At 67.5% G+C, this 20,349-nt stretch carries 21 protein-coding genes, 2 tRNA genes and 1 rRNA gene; 9 read left to right on the top strand and 15 right to left on the bottom strand.

Annotation, left to right across the window (positions count from 1 at the left end):
* Nucleotides 1–78 precede the first annotated feature (78 nt).
* The 4 genes from truD to ABDZ81_RS00105 all read right to left on the bottom strand — a co-directional run bounded on the left by truD (nucleotide 79) and on the right by ABDZ81_RS00105 (nucleotide 4,088).
* On the bottom strand, nucleotides 79–1,458 hold the full coding sequence (gene truD, locus ABDZ81_RS00120) for a tRNA pseudouridine(13) synthase TruD (protein ID WP_343771768.1): 1,380 nt from the start codon (nucleotides 1,456–1,458) through the stop codon (nucleotides 79–81).
* Nucleotides 1,458–1,796, bottom strand: a complete 339-nt coding sequence (gene pth2, locus ABDZ81_RS00115; RefSeq protein WP_343771766.1) for a peptidyl-tRNA hydrolase Pth2 — start codon at nucleotides 1,794–1,796, stop codon at nucleotides 1,458–1,460. The genes truD and pth2 overlap by 1 nt, the downstream gene beginning before the upstream one ends.
* 358 nt (nucleotides 1,797–2,154) lie before the next feature.
* The gene (locus tag ABDZ81_RS00110) at nucleotides 2,155–3,051 is read right to left on the bottom strand and encodes an ABC transporter permease subunit (RefSeq protein ID WP_343771764.1); all 897 of its coding nucleotides are present in this window, start codon (nucleotides 3,049–3,051) and stop codon (nucleotides 2,155–2,157) included.
* Nucleotides 3,048–4,088, bottom strand: a complete 1,041-nt coding sequence (locus ABDZ81_RS00105; RefSeq protein WP_343771763.1) for an ABC transporter ATP-binding protein — start codon at nucleotides 4,086–4,088, stop codon at nucleotides 3,048–3,050. Before ABDZ81_RS00105 ends, ABDZ81_RS00110 begins: the two co-directional genes overlap by 4 nt.
* A 148-nt stretch (nucleotides 4,089–4,236) precedes the next feature.
* Here ABDZ81_RS00105 and ABDZ81_RS00100 point away from each other — a divergent pair, with 148 nt between their 5' ends.
* From ABDZ81_RS00100 to ABDZ81_RS00085, 4 genes are all read left to right on the top strand, one after another.
* Complete coding sequence (locus tag ABDZ81_RS00100) at nucleotides 4,237–5,133, top strand: thiamine-phosphate synthase family protein (RefSeq protein ID WP_343771762.1); 897 nt, start codon at nucleotides 4,237–4,239, stop codon at nucleotides 5,131–5,133.
* Between the two features lie 3 nt (nucleotides 5,134–5,136).
* On the top strand, nucleotides 5,137–5,889 hold the full coding sequence (locus tag ABDZ81_RS00095) for a class I SAM-dependent methyltransferase (protein ID WP_343771761.1): 753 nt from the start codon (nucleotides 5,137–5,139) through the stop codon (nucleotides 5,887–5,889).
* Between the two features lie 81 nt (nucleotides 5,890–5,970).
* The gene (locus ABDZ81_RS00090) at nucleotides 5,971–7,341 is read left to right on the top strand and encodes a hypothetical protein (protein ID WP_343771760.1); all 1,371 of its coding nucleotides are present in this window, start codon (nucleotides 5,971–5,973) and stop codon (nucleotides 7,339–7,341) included.
* Between the two features lie 161 nt (nucleotides 7,342–7,502).
* Nucleotides 7,503–8,531 (top strand): LLM class flavin-dependent oxidoreductase, encoded by a 1,029-nt coding sequence (locus ABDZ81_RS00085; RefSeq protein ID WP_343771759.1) that lies wholly within the window; start codon nucleotides 7,503–7,505, stop codon nucleotides 8,529–8,531.
* An 81-nt stretch (nucleotides 8,532–8,612) separates the two neighbouring features.
* On the opposite strand, the gene ABDZ81_RS00080 is transcribed toward ABDZ81_RS00085, so the two are convergent.
* Together ABDZ81_RS00080 and ABDZ81_RS00075 are read right to left on the bottom strand one after the other, a co-directional pair.
* Complete coding sequence (locus ABDZ81_RS00080; protein WP_343771757.1) at nucleotides 8,613–9,536, bottom strand: sulfide-dependent adenosine diphosphate thiazole synthase; 924 nt, start codon at nucleotides 9,534–9,536, stop codon at nucleotides 8,613–8,615.
* Nucleotides 9,537–9,673: 137 nt separating this feature from the next.
* Nucleotides 9,674–10,423: a 4-phosphopantoate--beta-alanine ligase gene (locus tag ABDZ81_RS00075; RefSeq protein ID WP_343773340.1), complete on the bottom strand. Its 750-nt coding sequence runs from the start codon at nucleotides 10,421–10,423 to the stop codon at nucleotides 9,674–9,676.
* Between the two features lie 259 nt (nucleotides 10,424–10,682).
* Here ABDZ81_RS00075 and ABDZ81_RS00070 point away from each other — a divergent pair, with 259 nt between their 5' ends.
* On the top strand, nucleotides 10,683–11,456 hold the full coding sequence (locus tag ABDZ81_RS00070; RefSeq protein ID WP_343771756.1) for a YihY/virulence factor BrkB family protein: 774 nt from the start codon (nucleotides 10,683–10,685) through the stop codon (nucleotides 11,454–11,456).
* Nucleotides 11,457–11,596: 140 nt separating this feature from the next.
* On the opposite strand, the gene ABDZ81_RS00065 is transcribed toward ABDZ81_RS00070, so the two are convergent.
* Both ABDZ81_RS00065 and ABDZ81_RS00060 read right to left on the bottom strand, forming a co-directional pair.
* A tRNA-Arg gene (locus ABDZ81_RS00065) sits at nucleotides 11,597–11,669 on the bottom strand.
* A gap of 21 nt (nucleotides 11,670–11,690) precedes the next feature.
* On the bottom strand, nucleotides 11,691–11,984 hold the full coding sequence (locus ABDZ81_RS00060) for a twin-arginine translocase TatA/TatE family subunit (protein WP_343771755.1): 294 nt from the start codon (nucleotides 11,982–11,984) through the stop codon (nucleotides 11,691–11,693).
* A 219-nt stretch (nucleotides 11,985–12,203) separates the two neighbouring features.
* Between ABDZ81_RS00060 and ABDZ81_RS00055 the strand changes: the two genes are divergently transcribed.
* Nucleotides 12,204–12,698, top strand: a complete 495-nt coding sequence (locus tag ABDZ81_RS00055) for a redoxin domain-containing protein (RefSeq protein ID WP_343771754.1) — start codon at nucleotides 12,204–12,206, stop codon at nucleotides 12,696–12,698.
* Nucleotides 12,699–12,797: 99 nt separating this feature from the next.
* Entirely contained in the window at nucleotides 12,798–13,607 is an 810-nt protein-coding gene (locus tag ABDZ81_RS00050; RefSeq protein ID WP_343771753.1) for an HD domain-containing protein, read from the top strand.
* 20 nt (nucleotides 13,608–13,627) lie between these two features.
* On the opposite strand, the gene ABDZ81_RS00045 is transcribed toward ABDZ81_RS00050, so the two are convergent.
* On the bottom strand, nucleotides 13,628–13,870 hold the full coding sequence (locus ABDZ81_RS00045; protein WP_343771752.1) for a TrmB family transcriptional regulator: 243 nt from the start codon (nucleotides 13,868–13,870) through the stop codon (nucleotides 13,628–13,630).
* 395 nt (nucleotides 13,871–14,265) lie between these two features.
* Nucleotides 14,266–14,365 (bottom strand) — tRNA-OTHER (locus tag ABDZ81_RS00040).
* Between the two features lie 112 nt (nucleotides 14,366–14,477).
* Between ABDZ81_RS00040 and ABDZ81_RS00035 the strand changes: the two genes are divergently transcribed.
* Nucleotides 14,478–14,675 (top strand): XapX domain-containing protein, encoded by a 198-nt coding sequence (locus ABDZ81_RS00035; protein WP_343771751.1) that lies wholly within the window; start codon nucleotides 14,478–14,480, stop codon nucleotides 14,673–14,675.
* Here the strand turns inward: ABDZ81_RS00035 and ABDZ81_RS00030 are convergent.
* From ABDZ81_RS00030 to ABDZ81_RS00010, 5 genes are all read right to left on the bottom strand, one after another.
* Nucleotides 14,669–16,498 (bottom strand): FAD-binding protein, encoded by a 1,830-nt coding sequence (locus ABDZ81_RS00030; protein WP_343771750.1) that lies wholly within the window; start codon nucleotides 16,496–16,498, stop codon nucleotides 14,669–14,671. The genes ABDZ81_RS00035 and ABDZ81_RS00030 overlap by 7 nt on opposite strands.
* Nucleotides 16,499–16,513: 15 nt before the next feature.
* On the bottom strand, nucleotides 16,514–17,401 hold the full coding sequence (locus tag ABDZ81_RS00025; protein WP_343771748.1) for a succinate dehydrogenase/fumarate reductase iron-sulfur subunit: 888 nt from the start codon (nucleotides 17,399–17,401) through the stop codon (nucleotides 16,514–16,516).
* Nucleotides 17,398–17,769, bottom strand: a complete 372-nt coding sequence (locus tag ABDZ81_RS00020; RefSeq protein ID WP_343771747.1) for a succinate dehydrogenase hydrophobic membrane anchor subunit — start codon at nucleotides 17,767–17,769, stop codon at nucleotides 17,398–17,400. Before ABDZ81_RS00020 ends, ABDZ81_RS00025 begins: the two co-directional genes overlap by 4 nt.
* Entirely contained in the window at nucleotides 17,769–18,164 is a 396-nt protein-coding gene (gene sdhC / locus ABDZ81_RS00015; RefSeq protein ID WP_343771746.1) for a succinate dehydrogenase, cytochrome b556 subunit, read from the bottom strand. Before sdhC ends, ABDZ81_RS00020 begins: the two co-directional genes overlap by 1 nt.
* Nucleotides 18,165–18,313: 149 nt before the next feature.
* Nucleotides 18,314–18,895, bottom strand: a complete 582-nt coding sequence (locus ABDZ81_RS00010) for a transcription initiation factor IIB family protein (RefSeq protein ID WP_343771745.1) — start codon at nucleotides 18,893–18,895, stop codon at nucleotides 18,314–18,316.
* A gap of 611 nt (nucleotides 18,896–19,506) precedes the next feature.
* Between ABDZ81_RS00010 and ABDZ81_RS00005 the strand changes: the two genes are divergently transcribed.
* A 16S ribosomal RNA gene (locus ABDZ81_RS00005) occupies nucleotides 19,507–20,349 on the top strand; the annotation flags it as partial.

Below are 20,349 nucleotides of genomic sequence, written 5' to 3'. Positions count from 1 at the left end.
TCCTCGCAGTGCGACCGCTCCTCGCAGTGCGACCGCTCCTCGCAGTGCGACCGCTCCTCGCAGCCCGATCGCTCTACCTCAGCCCAGATCGATCGGATCGGCCTTCAGGAACTCTCGCAGCACGACCGTCGCGTACGAGCCCTTCGGCAGCGCGAACGTCACGCCGACGTCGTCGCCGTCGACGTTCACGTCGAGATCCGTCCGGACGAGGATCGCACGCCGCGTGCCCGTCGAGTCGAACTCGCCGGGCAGGTCGAAGTCCCCCGGTTCGAGATCCAGCTCCCCCAGAATCTCGCGCTCGATTTCTCCCTGTTCGCCCTCGGCCAGCTCCGTTTCGGTTCCGACCAGCGGCGCCGTCACGAACGCGCGGCCGCGCTCGCAGTGGCGGGCCATCGTGTCGACGCGCTTCTCCGTCACGCGCTGGAGCCGATCGGTGTCGGGCACGACCAGCTCGCCAGGCGCCGAGCGATCCGAGAAGCACGCCACGTCGCCCTCGACGGGTCGATCGAACGGCAGCCCCCGCACCAGACGCTCCGAGAGGATCAGGTTGAACACGTACGACTGGGCAGCGTGGACGAACAGCCGCTGGAGGTTGCTTGGGACCGTCTCTAGCGCCTCACGGAAGTCCTCCGGATCGTCCCCACCGCTCTCGACCAGCGAGTGGAGCATCGAGCGCTCGTAGCGCAGTCGCTGCGGGTACTCCTCCAGCACGGCCGACCAGTCGCGGTCGCCCGACGCCGCCTCGTCGGCGCGCGCCCGGGCCTCCTGTGTGCTTTCGGGCTCGCTCTCGGACGGGTTGCCGACGTACGCTAGCACGGCCTTCTCCCACTCGCCGCGCACGACGTGGAGGCCGACCTCGTGGGTGACCGGCCGCTGGCTGCCGAAGCGCTGCTGGCCGAAGTAGTTCGGGACGCCGATTTCGCCGTCGCTACTGTCCGCGTCGCCGCAGAACGCCCGAAGCTCCGACGCCACGGCCTCGGCCTGCTCGGGCCGGTCGGCGTCGCTGACGACGATCTCGAACTCGTTGCCGACGAGGTCGCCGAACTCGATGCTCCGGCCCGCTCGTCCCAACACCTCGACGTCGGCGTCGCGAATCTCCGACGCGGCGTCGCGGAACTTCGCGGCGGCGTCCGGATCGTCGTCGCGGACGCTGAACAGCTGGGTCGTCACGGCGTGCTTGTCCTTCGTGCCGGCCCAGGAGACGCGCTCGCGGCTGATCCCCAACCCGTCGGAAAGCCGCGCGGCGAAGTCGTTGGTGTCCCACCCGCGCAGCCGGGCGCGCAGGACGACGTGCGGGTAGCCGCCGGGATCGGCGTCGACCGGCTCGGTCTCGAAGCGCTCGATCTCGCGCACCCGGAAGTCCTCGTCGTCGTCGCGCAGCCGCCCGCCGGTGCCGTCGGCGTCGCTGACGTACCACTCCATCCCCACCGCGCGCTCGGTCGGGTGTGCCTCGCGCATCAGTACAGCGAGAGGTCGCCGGTCACTTCGTCGATCAGCTCCTCGTCGCCGGGGCCGACCGCCAGCGCGGTGACCGTGCCGGGGTCGAGCTGGGTGTGGCCCGCGTCGCGCACGATGGCGTGGGGCAGCCCCTTGCGCTCGGCGATGTCGGCCAGCTCGAACAGCGCCTGCTCGCCGGCCTCCTTCAGCACGACCTTCTTCTGGCCCTCGCCTTTCCACTCCCGTCGAGCTCGCTCGCCGGTGTCCTCGTAGGCCGACAGCGACGCGTGGGCAACCTGAGCTGCGAGCTTCCCCTTGCCCATGTCGATGTCGGTCCGCGCGACGATCGCCTGTTTCATGCTCAACAGTCCCGCCCGAACCCCTATATGATTGCTCATCGTGCCCGCGAGCGAGCGTGCGCGAGGATCGGATACCGCGCTACCGCGATCGGATGCCGCGCTATCGTCACGGCGCGAATCGACTGGAGGGCCGAAGCGCGTACCGTCGGGTGGAGGGCCGAAACGCACGATGCCGCGTGGAGGGCCGAAACGCACGATGCCGCGTGGAGGGCCGAAACGCACGATGCCGCGTGGAGGGCCGAAACGATGCAGTCGAGTCGGGGCCGAAACGACGCCGGTGCCGGGTTGGCGCGGACGTAGCGGCGTCCCGCCGTCTCGCGTGCGACCGCCGATGTCGCCCCGCGCGCCGACCGCCGACTCAGTTCAGGTCCGCGCGCTGGAACCGCCAGTAGCCCAGCGCCGCCGGAACGACGACCCATGCCAGCAACACGACGGCGCCGAACCACTCGGTCAGATAGAACGGCAGGTCGCCGGCGACGCGGTTCGTCAGCAGCAGGTTCTCGCCCGCGGCCTGCTCGGCGGGGATGTCCTCGACGATGTTCGTCCAGCCGATCAGCGGCCACTGGTACTGCTCGGTCAGGAGGCTGATCGACTGGCGGTAGGCCGCCATCGGATCCAGACGCAGCAGGAGGAAGTACCAGCCCGGCGCGTCGAGTCCGGCGAGTTCGCCCTCGACGAGGTAGTGGACGCCGGCGACGAACGGGTGCCACAGCAGCGCGAAGCCGACGTAGCTGCCGATCGCGCCGCCCATCGCCTGCATGCGCGTGTCGGTCATCGCGGAGACGCCGACCGCCAGCGCCGTGAACGCCGCCGCGAGCAGCACCGTCAGGGCGAGGAACGGTCCGAAGGTGCCCAGCGGGAGCGACCCCACGATCCCGAGAATCATCACGCCCGCCACCGTGAGCGTCACGAGCGCGACCAGCACCATCACCGAGATCCTGCTGGCGTACTTTCCTGCCACGACGTCCCGCCTGCTGTGGGAGAGCCCGAACAGCACGCGCAGGCTGCCGGACTGGCGCTCGCCGACGATCGCCATGTAGCCGACGACCAGCGCGGTGACCGGGATCAGCAGGTTGCCCGCCAGCGAGACGAACAGCCCGATCACGTCCGACGCAGTCGGGTCGCCGGAGCCGCCGGCGGTCGTGCCGACGCCGACGATCCCCATCAGCAGGACGAACACCGCGACGATCGACCAGATCATCTTCGAGCGCACCGTGTCCTCGAAGTCCTTGCGGGCGACGAGCTGCCAGCTCATTCGTCACCACCTCCTATCCCGGCGGCGACGCGCCCGGTAACCCCGTCGCCGCTCGCCTCGTCGCCGTGTTCGCCAGCCTCGTCGTCGGCTTCCTGCACCGCCGCGGCATCCGTCCCGGTGTAGGCGGCGAACAGATCCTCCAGCGTCGCCTCCTCGGTCGAGAAGTCGAGCACTTCGACGCCGGCGTCGACCAGACGGTGGATCGCCGCCGCCTTCGCCGCGGCGTCGGTGTAGGAGACGACGATATTGCCGTCTTCGCGGTCGATGGCGGTCACACCGGGCAGCGCCGTCAGGTCGACGCCGCCGGTCGGACTGCCGCCCAGTCGACCGTCGGCGTCGCCGCCGACCTCCACCACGAGCCGCGAGCCGACGCCGGCCTCCTCGCGCAACCCCTCGATCGTGTCGACGGTCACCAGCTCGCCCTCGTCGAGGATGCCGACGCGGTCGCAGACCGCCGACACCTGCCCGAGGATGTGGCTGGAGAAGAACACCGTCGTCCCGCTGTCGGCTTCCTCGCGGACGAGCCGTTGCATCTCGCGGATCCCCATCGGGTCGAGGCCGCTGGAGGGCTCGTCGAGCACGAGCAGGTCGGGATCGCCGGCGAGCGCCATCGCCATCGTCAGGCGCTGGGTCATCCCCTTGGAGTACCCTCCGACCGGACGCTCGGCGGCCTCGCGGTCGAGGCCGACCCGATCGAGCAGTTCGTCGGGCGTCTCCGAGCCGCCCTTGGACTCGATCGCGAACTCCAGGTGCCGGTAGCCCGTCGACCGGTCGTACAGGCCGACGCCGTCGGGCAGGACGCCGACCCGCTCGCGCACGGCGTCGGTCTCGGCTTGCGCGTCGTGCCCCAGCACCGTCGCCGAGCCCTCCGTCGGCCGGATAAAATCGAGCAACAGGTCGATCGTCGTCGTCTTCCCTGCGCCGTTCGGGCCCAGAAATCCGAACACCTCCCCCTCCTCGACCGTGAGGTCGATGCCGTCGACCGCCACAACGTCGCCGTACCGCTTGGTCAGACCGCTGGTTTCGATCGCTGCCATCTCGTTTCCACAGATACGGTCCGTCTTATTAATGCCCGAGCGACGGTTTCAGGCGCTGAAACTGCGACCGATCCCGGTGGTATCGTCCCCCCGCGTCGTCCGCGGAGCCGCAGAGTTATCTCCCGGGAGGGCCAACTCCCCACCGAGAATGCGATTCATCGAGGAGATCGTCGTCGACGAGTTCCTCCCCACGTTCCGGTCGATGCTCGCCGAGGCGCTCCGGGAGCGGGGGCTGACACAGAACGAGGTGGCCGACGTGCTGGGAATCAGCCAGAGCGCCGTCTCGAAGTACGTCCACGGCGACGTGAGCCTGAACGAGCGCGTGCTCGACGACGAGCGCGTGGCCGAGTTGGTCGAGGAGATCGCCGACGGGCTGGCGTCGGGCGACATGCGCCCGGTTCAGGCGCTCGTCGAGGTCGAGGTGCTGATCCGCCGCCTCGAGGACGGCGACCTGCTGGCGAAGCTCCACGAGGACGCCGTTCCCGAGTTGGCGGACCGCGACGCGACGATCGCGGTCCACGATCCGGACAACGAGCTGCGCTCGGCCGAGCGCGTGCTCGCCGCGCTTCGGCGCGGGCTCCGGAAACTCGAGACGACGAGCGGCTTCGCCGGCCTGATCCCCAACGTGGGATCGAATCTCGTCGCCTGCCTGCCCGACGCCGAGGGCGTCGACGACGTCGCCGGCGTCCCCGGCCGCATCTTCGACGTCAAGGGGCGGGCGACGATTCCCGGCGACCCCGAGTTCGGCGTCAGCGAGCACGTCGCAACGGTGCTGCTGGCGGCCCGGCGGCACGGCAGCGACGCCCGAGCGGGGGCGAATCTCCGGTACGACCCGGATCTCGTCGCCCGACTCGAGGAGGCCGGCTACGAGACCGTCGAGTTCGACGCCGAGGCCGACGCCGACGCCGCGATCGGGGCCGCGATAGAGGAGTCGCCCGACGCGACCGTGCTGTACCAGACCGGCGGCTTCGGCGTCGAGCCGATCCTGTACGTGCTCGGCGAGGACGTCGACGCCGTGGTCGAGGCCATCCGGACGCTGGTCTGACCGATGTCTGATCTCGGGGATCGCCGATCGAGCGCCGGGACGTCGGGATCAGGAAGCACCGCCGCGCAGTCGTTCTACGGCCGCTGGGCCGCGCTGTACGACGCGCTCGCCCGCTACACGCCGGGGATCGGGTCGCTTCGCGAGCGCGCCGCCGCGGCGCTGGAACTAGAATCTGGCGACACAGTCGTCGAGATGGGCTGTGGCACGGGCGCGAACTTACCGTACCTCCGCGAGCGGGTCGGTCCCGAGGGAACCGTCGTCGGCGTCGACTTCACTCGCCCCGTTCTCGATCGAGCGCGCGAATCAGTCGCGGCGTACGACAACGTCCACCTGGTTCGGGGCGACGCCGCCCGCCCGCCGTTCGCGAACGCCGGCGACGCCACTTTCGGCACCGTCGACGCCGCTCTCGACTCCGTCGACGCCGTCCTCGCGACGTTCGTCGTCGGGATGCTCGAAGACCCCGGCGCGGCCGTCCGCGACTGGTGCGACCTGCTGGTCGACGGCGGCAACGTCGTCCTGGTCGATGCAGCCAGCAGCGAACGGGCGTACGCCGCGCCCGTCAACGCCCTCTTCCGCGCCGTCGTGATCCTCTCGACGCCGCCGACGCTCCGATTCCGCTACGACCGCGATCCGCAGGCGACGCTCGATCGCCGAGTCGACGCCGCGCGCGACGCGCTCCGGGATCGGTCGAGCGCGATCGCCCACGAGACGCACGCGCTCGGCGTCGTCCGGTTGACCGGCGGCCGGATCGATTGAGCGCAGTTCCGATCACTCGGTTCGGCGCCATCTCCCGGTTCGAGGGGCAGCTTTATTTCGCACTAATACTTGTCGTACGACATGAACGGTCGCCGACTGCTCGCGGTCCTGACGGTCCTCTCGCTCTCGCTTGCGGGCTGTACCGCGCCCGTCTCTCCACCGAACGACGCCGAGGTCGCCGGGAACTCGTCGGTCGCCGACGGCGAAGCGGCCGCGGATGGTGAAACGGCGGCGGGCGCCGATGGAGAAACGGCGTCGAACGACGGTGCGGACGCCGGCGACGACGCCGATGACGGGACCGAGCGCTCGCTCCCGATCGAACCGGATCCGGTGTGGAACCGCGTCGCGACGATGATGGATACGGACGCCGAGCAGCCCGAGCTCACCGTCGGGGTGCCGTCGGCGACCGCCGGGCAGGCGTTCGCGACCGATCGGTCGACGTTCAAACAGGCGCTGAACGCCTCGGCGGCGGGGTCCATCTCGGACGGCGGCGCCGGCCCGCGCGGCGTCACGACGCCCTTCGGCGTGTACGTCGAGCCCGCCGACGGGCCGCCGGTCGTCGTCGAGCAGGTGCTGGCCCACGAGTACGCCCACGCGGTCCAGTATTCCGAGTCGATGTTCGGGGCGTGGCTCATCGAGCCGACGGGCTCGACCGACCGGCAGATGACCAAAACCGCGCTGATCGAGGGCGGGGCGACCTACGTCGGCGACGAGTACACCGAGCGCCACCTCTCGGACGTTCCGCTCCAGTCCGAGCAGATGCGCCGCAGCTACGAGCGCTCGGCGTCGGGCGATCGGTTCTTCGTCGCGCCGTACTACTTCGGCGCCGAGTACGTCGACGAGCGACTCGACACGCCCGCGAATCTCCAGAGGGTGTACGCGGACCCGCCGGCCACCACCGCCGAGCTGCTCCACGGCGAGTCTGCGGGCGAGCAGCTCGCGATGTCGATATCGGTCGATACCGAGGACAGCGACTGGACCGCGACGAGCCGAGATCGCAAAGGCGAGCTGTTCACTCGCATCGCGCTCCGGGCGACTCTGGACAACGACACCGCGGCCGCGGCCGCCGCGGGCTGGGGCAACGACTCCGCGATCGCCTTCGACAGCGACGGGAGGGGAGATCCCGAGGCGTTCGTCTGGACGTTCCGGTGGCAGACTTCGGGCGAGGCCGACGAGTTCGTCGCGGCGTTCGAGGAGAGCCTCGATCGCCGGACAGACGACTGGGCCGACCGCACGCGCGTCGAGCGCGTCGGCGACCGGACTGTCGCGATCGCGATGGGGCCCGACGAGTTCCGCGAGGGAACCGCGATCTCGGAATCGGACGGCGACGTGACCGTCGACGTCGACGCGCGGGTCGAGGACGACGGCTGGTTCCGGGTCGAGGCCGGTCCAGCGACGACCGGCGCGGTGGCGAACGGCGGGGCGACGACCGGCGCCGCCGCGGCGTCCTGACGCCGCTGCGCAGTCCATCCCCGCCGCCGTCGAAATCACGTCTCGCCGCCGCCGTCGAACCGCGCCCCACGCCGCTATCAAACGGCATCCTGACCGACCGTTTCGCGGCGAGAACCGCCCACGAGCCCAACCGTTTTCTCTCGAAGTCCCCGAGGACGAGCATGGACCTCTCTATCGTCGATCTCTCGCCGGTCCCCGAGGGCGGCACCGCCACCGAGGCGTACGAGAACACCGTCGAGGCCGCGCGGCAGGCCGAACGGCTCGGCTACTCGCGGTTCTGGGTGGCCGAGCACCACGCGATGGCCGACCGGCTCGCGGGGACGACTCCGGAGGTGTTGCTGGGTCACCTCGCCGCCGAGACCGACCGGATCCGGCTCGGCTCGGGCGCCGTGTTGCTCAACCACTACAGCCCGTTCAAGGTCGCCGAGCAGTTCGGCGCTCTCGACGGGTTAGCGCCCGGCCGTATCGACGCCGGGCTCGGGCGGGCGAACGGCTCGCCGGCCTCGGACCGCGCGCTGGGGACCGAGCGCCACGTCGAGAACCCCGACGAGGATCACGCCGAGAAGATCGAGAGCGTCGTCAACCACCTGTACGACGACTTTCCCGAGGGCCACCCCTACAGCGATCTGGAGATTCCCCGCTCCGGCGCCGAGCCGCCCGAGCCGTGGGTGCTCGGATCGAGTCCGTCGAGCGCGGCCATCGCGGGCGAACTCGGACTACCCTTCTGTTTCGCGGCCTTCATCCGGCCGCAGTTCGCCACGCACGCCTTCGAGGAGTACCGCGAGTCGTTCCAGTCCTCCGAGCTGGCCGGCGGCATCGACGAGCCCGAGGGGATGGTCGCGGTGAACGCCGTCGCCGCGGAGACCGACGAGGCCGCCGCGCGGCTCCGGGCGGTCGCCGAGGCGTCGTTCAAGCGCATGCAGCGCGGCGTCGTCGGGTCGACGCCGTCGGTCGAGGAGGCGATCGACGAGCTCGGCGGCGTCCCCGATCCGACGCCCGCGACGCTGGACGACGACGAGTGGCCGCGCGCGATCTCAGGGAGCCCCGAGACGCTGGCAGGTCTCCTGGAGCAGCTCGCCGACCGCGTCGGCGTCGAGGAGATGATGATCCAGCACGTCCTGTCGAACCACGAGGACGCGCTCCGGTCGCACGAGCTCATCGCCGAGGGCGTCGGCGTCGAGCCGCGCTGAAAACCGTCGGCGTCGAACCGCGCTGAAAAAGAGGGTAGATCGGAACCGGTCGGAGGGCCGAATCGGGGACCGACCGTCCGCTCAGTCGTCGGCGGGCGTCGCCGCGCTCGCGGTCACGTCGACCGGGTCGGCGTCGACGCCGAGCTCGTCGAGCGCGACCTGCGCGGCGCGCTTGCCCGAGACGAGCATGGCGCCGAAGGTCGGGCCCATGCGCGGGAGGCCGTAGGTCGTCGCCGTCGCCATGCCGGTGACGACGAGTCCGTCGTGGGCGAGGCCGGTGTGCTCGACGACGGCGTCCTCGGACTCGCCGACCCACATCGAGTCGTGGCCGGGCGAGTCGTGGCCGGGCGCGCCGTAGGTGTCGTCGTCCGTGTTGTCCATGCCGCTTGCCTCCTCCGCGAAGCCCGGCGCGTCGAGCACGCCGCGCTCGTCGAGCTTCTTGACGGCCATCCCGTCGTGACCCGTCGCGTCGATCACCAGTTCGGACTCGACGGCGATCGGGTCGACGCAGGTGATCTCGCGGGGCAGCGCGTGGACCGGCGTCCAGTTCATCACGATGCCGCCGACGCGGTGGTCCTCGCGGATCACGATGTCGGTGAACTCCGTCATGTTCTGCATCTTCGCGCCGGCGTCGCAGGCGGCCTTGATCAGGCCCGAACACGCTTCGGGGCCGTTGGCGACGTAGAGGCCGTCGCTTTCTTCGGACTGCTTGTGGTCGACGTCGAGTTCGTCGAGGATCTGTTGGGCCGGGTCGCGGACCGTGACCTTGTTCATCAGGAACCCGCCGAGCCAGAAGCCGCCGCCGAGGTAGTTGTTCTTCTCGACGACCATCGTCTGGACGCCTCGCTCGGAGAGCTCCTTGGCGGCCATCAGACCGGAGGGGCCGCCACCGACGATGATGACCTCCGTCTCGGAAAAGTCCATGAACTCTTCGGACCACTCCTGGCCGATCGCTCGGGTGACTTCCGCTTCGCCGACGTCGCTGAACTGATCGAATTCGCTCATACCACCTAGTGTTACCACAAAGTAATTGAAAGCGTTTCCGGTACGCCCCGGCGATCGGCGGCGTCACGACTGGCGCACTGCTGTCGGAGCGTATCGACGGCAACAGAACGGTTCGGACCTCAACAGAGCCGGATCGGTTACTCCATTTCGCCGCCGCGGATCGCGTCCTCGGCGGCCGCCAGCGCGGCGTCGGCGTCGAACTCGTCGACGATCTCCCGGAGCGTCGCGGCGTCGGCGTCCGCGAGATCGTGCGCGTGGGCCGTGATTCCGGGGACCGCCCGAACCGCGTTGTCGACGATCGGGATCGAGGCCACCTGCGCCGACCGGGAGAGCGGGTTGAGGTCGATCACGATCTCGGTCTTGTCCATCTCGCCGAGCGCCTCGGCGCGGTCGCCGTCCTCCAGCGGGACGAGTACGACGTCGGCCTCGTAGATGCCATCGCGGTCGACTTTCCCCCGCTCGTGGCTCAGTCCCGGAATCCGCGCGTCGGCCGCAAGTCCCTTCACCTCCTCGGCGCCGTGCTCGCGCAGGTAGTCGGCGATCGCCGCCATGCGCTCCTCGGTGCGGTTGAACAGATTCACTTCCAGATCGGCGTCGACGGCGTCGGCGAGCTCGACCAGTTCCCCGGGGACGAGCGCGGCGACGTTACCGTTGACCGAGAGCACGGGGTGGTCGGCCAGCAGCAGCGCGGCCGCCGCGGCGCGCTCGGCGTCGTCGGCGCTGGGAATCGTCCGCTCGCCGAGCAGGTAGTCGAACGCCTCGCCCCGACCCTGGGCGATCAGCCCCTGCCGGCTCGTGATGCCCCGATCGACGCCGTCCTCGATCCGGTGACGGGTGACCAGCGAGTCGTGTCGGGGGTGGTCCTCGGGAATCTCGGCGTCGTCGATCATTGCGTACGGGTCCGTAGGCAGCGGTGAAAACAGCGTCGCCTCGGATCCGGATGCGGCAGTCCGTCGCAGCGGCTGTCGTTCGCTTACAAACCGAGCGCATCCTCGGGGCGTGCTCTCCGAGCTTGCCCATCCGCTCGCGGGCGCTCCAGCGGAGCGGGACGGTATCGTATCTTCGCCGATCGCGCCGGTACCAGCTTTCCCGCAGCCGACCTCTCTCCGATGAAAGGTTTGTGGTCGGGGAAGTCTTACTCCACGTATGGACGTGGCCTCGACGACTCGTTCAGTGGTCGATCGCGCGCGCGACGAGCAGATCACATTTCTCGCCGCGAGCATCGCGTACTACGTGTTCTTCTCGATCCTCCCGCTGCTGTTGCTGATCCTCGCGATCGGGTCGCTCGTGGGCGGGCAGGCCTTCGCCGACCGGATCGTCGCCGCGATCGGCGGGAGCCTCTCGGCGCAGGGCGAGTCGATCGTCGCCGACTCGCTCTCGAACCCGCAGGGCCGGGCCGGAGCGTCGATCGTCGGCGTCGTCGCGCTGCTGTGGAGCGCGCTCAAGATGTTCCGCGCCGTCGACATCGCCTTCGACGAGGTGTACCTGCCGGACGCCGAGACGTCGCTGCTCGGCCAGATCAGGGACGGCATCCTGACGCTCCTGCTGATCGCCCTCGCGGTCGTGTTCATGCTCGGCATCGGCGTGGTGATCGGACGCGCCGAAACTTTCGGCGTCCCGTTCCTGAACGTCATCGGCTGGATCGCGCTGCTGGCCGGCCTGCTCGTCGTCTTTCTCCCGCTGTTCTACGTGATGCCGCCGGTCGAGATGACGGCCCGCGAGGCGCTCCCCGGCGCGGCGTTTACCGCCGTCGGCTGGCTCGTCCTGCAGGCCGGATTTCAGGTGTACGCTTCGCAGGCCGGGAGTTTCGAGGCTTACGGCGCGCTCGGCGGGATCTTGCTCTTTCTGACCTGGCTGTACTTCGCGGGCGTGATAATCCTGCTCGGGGCGACGATCAACGCCGTCACCGGCGGATACTGACGCGTCTCGGTCGCTCCTCGCACGGCAGCGGGCGTGGCGGGAGTCGAACCACGCCGAGACGTGCTCGCTTCGCTGCGCGCGTCTCGGCTACTTCGAATCCCTGGACCCGCACGCACGGCTCACTGCCGTTCGCCGGCGTACGGGCGTGACGGGATTCGAACCCGCGATCGAAAGGTTAGGAACCTTTCGCCCTATCCGCTAGGCCACACGCCCAATCGACGCGAGAAAAACGAGTTAGTTGCCGGATCGCTCGGTTTCGGCGTCGTCGCTGGCGACGTGGTCGGTCTCGACGAACTCGTCGTCGTCGGCCATCTCTGGGTCGTTGTCGGTGCTAGGTCCGTCGCGCATCTCCTGAAGTTCCTGCTCGACTTCTTCGCGGCCCTTCTGGAACTCGCCCATGGCCTCGCCGGTCGATCGGGCGAGCTTGGGGATCTTGTTGGCGCCGAACAGGAGCACGGCCAGGAGCAAGACGACCAGCATCTCCGGACCGCCGGGAATGGCGAACAGCGGTGTGGTTTCGAGTGCCATCTCTACCTGTTGCTTGCTCTCTCGCAATTATAGGCTTTTTGCTCCCGCCGGTCTCGCTCGACGCCCGTTCTGTACGTTCGTTCGCAACGCCGGTAGGCGGTGGGAGCGAACGACAGCGCCGATCTCAGGCGATGGTAGGCCCGGCGTACCGACTACCGCGGACGCTCGCCGTAGACAAACGTAACTAACATAGTGCTATCCGGCAAACGAACGGTCGTAATGGTCGACACAGGCGACACCGCCCCTGACTTCACCGCACCGCTCGCGAACGGCGACGTCGATTCGATCACGCTCTCGGAGGAGCTCGGCGACGGGCCGATCGTGCTCGCGTTCTTCCCCGGCGCGTTCACCAGCGTCTGCACCACGGAGATGTGCAGCTTCCAGGACCAGCTCTCGGAATTCGAGGACGTCGGCGCGACGGTCTACGGCGTCAGCCGCGACACGCCCTTTACCCTCAACGAGTTCCGCGATCAGAACGACCTGAGCTTCGGGCTGATCAGCGACCTCAACAAGGAGATCATCGACGCGTACGGCGTCGAGATGGACTTCGACGATCTCGGCGTCTACGGCGTCGCCAAGCGCTCGGTGTTCGTCGTCGACGCCGACGGCGAGGTCACCTACGCGTGGGTCAGCGACGACCCCGGCGTCGAGCCGGACTACGACGAGGTTCGTGAGGCCGCCGCCGAGGCCGAGGCCGTCGAAGCCGCCGACTGATCTCGTCGACGGAATTCGCCGACTGCACGCCGAGAACTACACTCCCCGCCGACACGTCACGCCCGGTGGGCTTTTTCGCCCGCAGCGTCAGTGTCCGGTATGGCCGAGACTGACACTGCGGGCCGCATCTACGACCCGGACGGCGAGCACGCGTTTCCCGACGAGCGCGTCAACGACGTTCTGGAGTTCGTCGCGGACGACGAGGAGATCCAGGCGTACCTGGAGGCCCAGAACGTCAACCCCGTCGATCGGAAGCGCTACAACGACCACGGCGCCAAGCACATCGAGATCGTCCGCAACCGGGCGCTCTGTCTCTACGACCTGCTCAAGGACGCCGGCGTCGAGTTCAACGGCGCCGCTCAGCAAGGGCTCGAAGAAGCCGACGAGGCCGTCATCGTCGTGCTCGCCGCGACGCTCCACGACATCGGGCACGTCGTCCATCGCGACGACCACGCCTACCACTCCCTGTGGCTCGCGGCCGACGTGCTCGACCGGATCCTGCCGGAGTTCTACGGCGTCGCCGACTCGGTCAGGATGAAAGGCGAGGTGCTCCACGCGATCCTCTGTCATCACACCGAGGAGACGCCGCTGACGACCGAGGCGGGCGTGATCCGCGTCGCCGACGCCTTGGACATGGAACGGGGCCGCTCGCGGATCCCTTACGAGGAGGGCGGCCGCGGCATCAACACGATCTCCAGCCAGGCGATCCACAACGTCTCGCTCAAGCCCGGCGACGGACGAGCCGTGCTCGTCGAGATCGAGATGACTAATGCAGCCGGCGTCTACCAGGTCGACAACCTCCTCAAGCACAAGCTCCAGGGTTCGGGTCTCGAAGACGACATCCGCATCGTCGCCGTCAACGAACACGCCGACGAGGACGAGTCGCTGGTCGAGCGAATCGAGCTATAACCGGCAACTGATTGCAGAATTTACTGCGTGTCGGCGGCGGGTCGGTATTCCCCGTCGTCCTCCCGGATGACGCCGCGGCTTCGGAGCGTTCGCAGGATGCTGTGCAGCGTGAGTTTGCTCAGTCCGACGTTCTCGCGGAGTTCGTCCACGCTCGCGCCCTCCGCCGTTTTGAGACTCAGATACACGAGCTTCGCCTCCGCGGACTCGAGTTCGTCGGGGACCGCGGCAGTCGCCGCGTACCCGTCGTGAGACGCCACTGTCATCGATCGTAGCTATTTCTTCGACGATAATAAAACCCTCCTACAACGATTGTCGATAATCGGTCCCCGTCCCGGGACTCCGTTACGACAGTCGTGCAAACTGCCCGACCGAGGGCGTCGAGACGCCGCTGCTCGGTGATGCAAGGGGCTCCTGCGTCGCCCGTACACGATTCACTCGATCGCTCGGCGATGAAACGCCTCGCTGGCCGTGACTCGAGAAGCGGAAGTGGCGGCAGTGAGCGAACGCGTCGCGTTCGCGAACGCCGACCGACGGCGTCGATCGGAATTTGAACCACGGTCGTTCCCGTTCGCTCGCTCGCGCTCGCTCACCTCCCACTCCCTGATTCAAATCCCTCCGTCTCCGGACGCGTCGCTCACGTCCGTTCGCGACAGCGTAGCGGAAGGGGCGGGATTTGAACCACGCGAAGCCTTGACGCCACACCGCCGACGTGTATAGTTCGCCGGCGCGACGGTGCTCTACCACTGAGCTACCCTTCCTCGTAGTGCGCTACGAGGGGGGCGCTTGTAAATCCTCTCTCGCCGTCCCGTCATCGTCGGCCGACCGCGACCCAACGGTTTTTCTCTCCGGCGGCGGATGTGTCTCCCGAAGATGGACCTCACCCTCACGATTCTGGCGCTGCTGACGGGCGTGCTGGCCGGCGGGCTGTTCAGTTTCTTTCAGATCCCGATCCCGGCGCCGCCCGAGCTGCCAGGGCTGATGGGGATCGTCGGCATCTACCTCGGTTACAAACTGATCCAGTGGTTGGACGTGGGGATCGACCTGCTCGGAGCGCTGGGCGTTCAGTAGCTGCGCTCTTTGGGTTCGTAGGTCTTGTTCTCGCCCTCGAGCACGACCGGCTTGTACCACAGATCCGGCGATCCCTCGTCCCACGAGATCAGCGTGTGCTTGAGCCACTCGTCGTCCTTGCGCTCCTGGTGCTCCTGGCGCCAGTGGGCGCCGCGGAACTCGTCGCGCGCGAGCGCGCCGAGCGTGATCGTCTCCGCGATGTCGATCAGGTTGCGTGTCTCGATCGTCTGCTGGAGGTCGGTGTTGAACGTCCGCGAGGGGTCGTCGACGTACACGTCCTGGTAGTCCTCGCGGGCCTTCCGGATCTCGCGGAGCGCGGTTTTGAGCCCCTCCTCGTTGCGGAACACGTTGACGTTCTCGGTCATCGCCTTCTGGAGGCGCTCGCGGATCTCGGCGTGCTGGACGCCCTCGTCCTTTTCGAGCAGGTGGTTCACGCGCTCGCGCTCGGATTCGACGGCGTGCTCGACGACCGATTCGCCCTCGATCGCCGCACCGTCGGCCGCGACATCCTCGTCCGACGTATCGACTGCGCCGAGCGAAACCGGCGAGTCGACCTCGCCGGGTTCGGTCTCGTCGGTGCGGCCGGTCGTGATCTCGGCTTCGCCGAGGTCCTCGCCGGCGGCGTGCTTGCCCGCGCGCTTGCCGAACACGATCAGTTCGGGTAGCGCGTTCCCGCCGAGACGATTGGCGCCGTGGACGCTCGCGCAGGCGCACTCGCCCGCGGCGTACAGGCCGTCGATGCACGTCTCGCCGTTCTCGTCGGTCTCGATGCCGCCCATCTCGTAGTGCTGGCCGGGCTTGACCGGCATCGGCTCGACGAGGCCGTCGACGCCCTCGAAGTCCTCCGCGAGGTGGAGGATGTTCTCCAGCCGGTCCATGATGCGCTCCTCGCCGAGGTGGCGCATGTCGAGGTGGACGTACTCGTCGTCGACGCCGCGGCCCTCGCCGACTTCCGTCAGCTCGGCGCGCGCGACGACGTCGCGCGACGCGAGTTCGCCCTCGTTGTTCGCGTACCCGTGTTCGAACATGAACCGCTCGCCCTCGTCGTTGTAGAGGATGCCGCCCTCTCCGCGGACGCCTTCCGATATCAGGACGCCCGTCGAGGGGAGCGTCGTGGGGTGGAACTGGACGAACTCCATGTCCTCCAGCGGCGCGCCGGCGCGGTAGGCCATCGCCTGCCCGTCGCCGGTACAGGAGACGGCGTTCGTGGTGTGGTCGAACACCTGGCCGGGGCCGCCGGTCGCCAGGATGACGCCCTTGTTGGCCTTGAAGCCGGCGACCTCGCCGGACTTGACGTCGTAGCCGACGACGCCGTGGCACCGCCGGTCCTCGGGGTCGTCGTGGTCAGTGACCGCAAGCTGGGAGACGAACCACTCGTCGTACACCTGCACGCCGTGCTTGACGACCTGCTCGTACATCGTGTGCAGCAGGTGGTGGCCCGTCTCGGCGCCCGCGTAGGTCGTCCGCGGGAAGGAGAGTCCGCCGAACGGGCGCTGGGAGACGCGACCGTCCTCCTCGCGCGAGAACGGCATCCCCCAGTGTTCGAGTCGGATCACGTCCTCGGGGGCGTCCTGGGCCAGCGTCTCGATGGCCGGCGCGTCGCCGAGGTAGTCCGACCCCTTCATCGTGTCGTAGGCGTGCAGTTCCCAGTCGTCGCCCTCCCGGAGCGCGGCGTTGATGCCGCCCTCGGCCGCGCCGGTGTGGCTGCGGACCGGGTGGAGTTTCGTCACGATGGCCGTGTCGGCCCCCGCTTTCTGTGCGGCGATCGCCGCTCGCAGGCCGGCGCCGCCCGCGCCGACCACGATTACGTCGTGTTCGTGCATAGTGTGATCTCGTGGTTACCAGAACTTCAGGTTGTTCTTGACCGCTTCGCGCTTGAGCTCCTGGATGTGCTCGGTCAGCGGGATATCCTTCGGACAGACGTTCGTACAGGAGAACTGGGTCTGGCAGCGCCAGACGCCGTGTTCCTGCTCTAGGATGTTGAGCCGGTGCTGCTTGAGATCCTCGCCCTCGCGGTCGTCCATCGCGAACTTGTAGGCCTTGTTGATGGCCGCGGGGCCGAGGTACTCGTTGTCCCCGGCGGCGATGTTACACGAGGACATGCAGGCGCCACACCAGATGCAGCGCGAGGACATCTTGATCTTCTCGCGGTTCTCGGGGTCCTGGCGCTGCTCTTCGAGGTTTTCGGCGTCCGGGAGGTCTTCCTCCTGGAAGTACGGCTCGACTGCCTCCATCTGCTCGTAGAAGTGCTGCATATCCACCACGAGGTCCTTGACGACGTCCTGGTGTGGCAGCGGCTCGATCCGAACGGGCTCTTCGAGTTCGACGAGCTGAGTCTTGCAGCCGAGTCGCTGGCTCCCGTTGATGAAGAAGGCGTCCGAGCCACAGACGGCCTGTCGACAGGAATGACGGAACGTCAGCGAGGAGTCGAAGTGATCGCGCGCGTAGATCAGCGCGTCGAGCACGGTCATCCCCTTCTCGAAGGGGACGTGGAAGTCGTCGAAGCGCGGCTCCTGCTTGCCCTCGACCTCGGGGTCGTACCGGAACACCTTGATCTGGACGGTGTTCTCGGCCGCTTCGGCTTCGGCGTCCGCCTCGGTCTGCCGGTCCCGTTCGGCCTGTCGCTCGCGCTTTTCCTGCATCCGACGGTCCTGGTGGCTCGATCCGGCCGGCTCCGTTTCGGGCTGTGCGTCCTCGGTCTCTGCGCTCGTCTCTTGCGTACTCATGCGATCGAAACACCTGCCATGACGGTTGCGACGCGGATTCCCTGGGCGACCAGCACGATACCGGCGACGATCAGACCCCACTTGACGGCAGTCTTCTGGGTCCCCTCCAGTCCCTGGTTGACCAGCGCGTTGTAGACGCCGTTGATGCCGTGGAATGCCGCGGTGACGAGGAACAGCACCATCGTCGCGAAGTACGCCGGGTTCTCCATGCGCGCTTGCGTGCCCGCGAGCTCGATCTCGTAGGCGTGGGTGACGAAGTGGAGCTGGAAGAAGTGGAACGCCAGTACGACGATCAGGAACGCGGCCGTGACTCGCTGGAGCAGCCATCGAGTGCCGCCCCGATCGAACGAGGAGTAGTGTTCGGCCATCAGGCACCCACCCCGCTGAGGAACGTCGGAACGCTCGCGACGACGATCACCGCGGTGACGATCAGCGACGCGTAGAAGCTCTTGTCCTGTGACTCGAGGCCGACACCCAGATCGACCATCAGCAAACGGACGCCGTTGAGGATGTGGAACACGGCGACCGCGAGCAGACCGACCTCCAGCACGCGGATGAGGAGCAGGTCCTCGAGCCCTCCGAGCGTCCGGTTGTACGTCGTTGCCCCCTCCGTTGCGGTGCTCAACACCGCGATGTGGGTGAACAGGTACCCGATCAGCACCCATCCCGTAAACTTGTGGAATATCCAGGCCCACATCCCGGCCGAGAACTCCTTCCACCGGCCGAAGTCCTCGACGAGCCCACGATTGTAAGACTGACTCATACTCTCATGACGAGCGTTGGACCGTGACGGTATAGAAGTTACTAACCCGGCGTAAGCTCGCAGACTCGTTATCCATCTCGCGCATGCGCTCGCACGCGAGCCGCACGTGCGCTCTCAGGAATAGCCCGACCCGCCTCGACGCGGCGCCCTCACGTCACGTCGCCGACGACCTCGGCCTGCTCCTGGTAGCGGTTCCGGATCGTGATCTTGCTGACGCCCGAGACCTCGTGGATCTCGTCTTGCGTGCAGCGCTCGTCGCGGAGCGTCGCCGCGTAGTACACCGCCGCCGCCGCGAATCCCGCCGGCGACTTGCCGGAGGCGATCCCCTGATCGATCCCGACCGTGACGACGTTGTGCGCGAGCTCGCGCGTCTCGTCGCTCAGCCCCAGCGCGTCGGCGTACTCGTCGACGAACGGTCCGGGATCGAACGCCTCGACCGGACGGTCGATCTCGGACTGGACCCACTTCGAACGTCGCAGCAGATGCGACTCCTGTACGTCGGCGGCGTCCGCGATCGCCGCGGCCGTCACCGGCACTCGCTCCACCTTGCAGGCGACGTGGACCGCCGCCGCGGCGATCGTCGTCACCGACCGACCTTGCTGTGTCTCCTCGGTGTACACGGCTTTCAGGATCGCCGTCGCCGTCTCGGTGACGGTGCTGTCGGCGGCAACCTCCGCTGTTAGCGTCTCGATGCGGCGACGGCCGCGGTCGTGTAGGGCGTCGATGTCCATCGGTTCCCGTCGTCCTCGTGACGTGTATTCGATTCTGTGTGAACCGTTATCTATCTTTTGTGGAGCCACAAGCTTCTCCCCTTCCTGGGGTAGGTGTCGCTTACCAATGCTTCTCTGATACGATGGCCTTTTATGTACCCCTCTCCTCGGAATGTAATGCGAAGAACGACACGACGTGGTCGCGGGACGTTCAAACCGTCCCGCAATCACGGGCCGAACACGCGAGATCGATCCGGGGCCGTCCCGGGTCGAAGGGTTTATACGTCCCACTCGCTTTCGTTCTGGTCCGGAGGTCGACGGCGGTTCGCCGCCGACGACTCGGACCGGACGGGCGAGAACGGATCGGCGTCGGGCCGATCCGAAGGGGTTATATGCCCTGCTCGCTTCCGTTCAGGTCCGAAGGAAATGAGGATTCCACCCCTGCGGTCCGCCGTACAGATGGGATCTGATGTTAGCCTTGGTAGTTCGGCGACATCCGGCCGATCGAGCGATGTCGTCGACCTACGGACCCATGCAATAGACGATCGTGGTCCCTGACGGGGACCACACATTATGGTGTTGCTCTCCCTTCTGGGAGAGCATCCCGCCCACCGCCCCCACTCTGGGGGCACATTCCGGTTGATCCTGCCGGAGGCCATTGCTATGGGGATCCGATTTAGCCATGCTAGTCGCACGAGTTTAGACTCGTGGCAGATAGCTCAGTAACACGTGGCCAAACTACCCTCTGGACAGGCATACCCTCGGGAAACTGAGGCTAATACCTGATACTACTCCTGCCCTGGAATGGGCGGAGAGCCAAACGCTCCGGCGCCAGAGGCTGTGGCTGCGGCCGATTAGGTAGACGGTGGGGTAACGGCCCACCGTGCCAGTAATCGGTACGGGTTGTGAGAGCAAGAGCCCGGAGACGGTATCTGAGACAAGATACCGGGCCCTACGGGGCGCAGCAGGCGCGAAACCTTTACACTGCACGCCAGTGCGATAAGGGGATCCCCAGTGCGAGGGCATACAGTCCTCGCTTTTCACCACCGTACGATGGTGGTGGAACAAGAGCTGGGCAAGACCGGTGCCAGCCGCCGCGGTAATACCGGCAGCTCGAGTGATGGCCGTTCTTATTGGGCCTAAAGCGTCCGTAGCCGGCCACGCAAGTTCGTCGGGAAATCCACATGCTCAACATGTGGGCGTCCGGCGAAACCTGCGTGGCTTGGGACCGGACGGCCCGAGGGGTACGGCCGGGGTAGGAGTGAAATCCTGTAATCCCGGCCGGACCACCGGTGGCGAAAGCGCCTCGGGAGGACGGATCCGACGGTGAGGGACGAAAGCCAGGGTCACGAACCGGATTAGATACCCGGGTAGTCCTGGCCGTAAACGATGCCCGTTAGGTGTGGCGTAGGCTACGAGCCTACGCTGTGCCGCAGTGAAGACGCTAAACGGGCCGCCTGGGAAGTACGTCCGCA

This window comes from Natronoarchaeum mannanilyticum (genome assembly GCF_039522665.1).
Lineage (GTDB): Archaea > Halobacteriota > Halobacteria > Halobacteriales > Natronoarchaeaceae > Natronoarchaeum > Natronoarchaeum mannanilyticum.
Note: the sequence above shows the minus strand (reverse complement) of the source record. Positions and strands in the feature narration are given on the sequence as shown.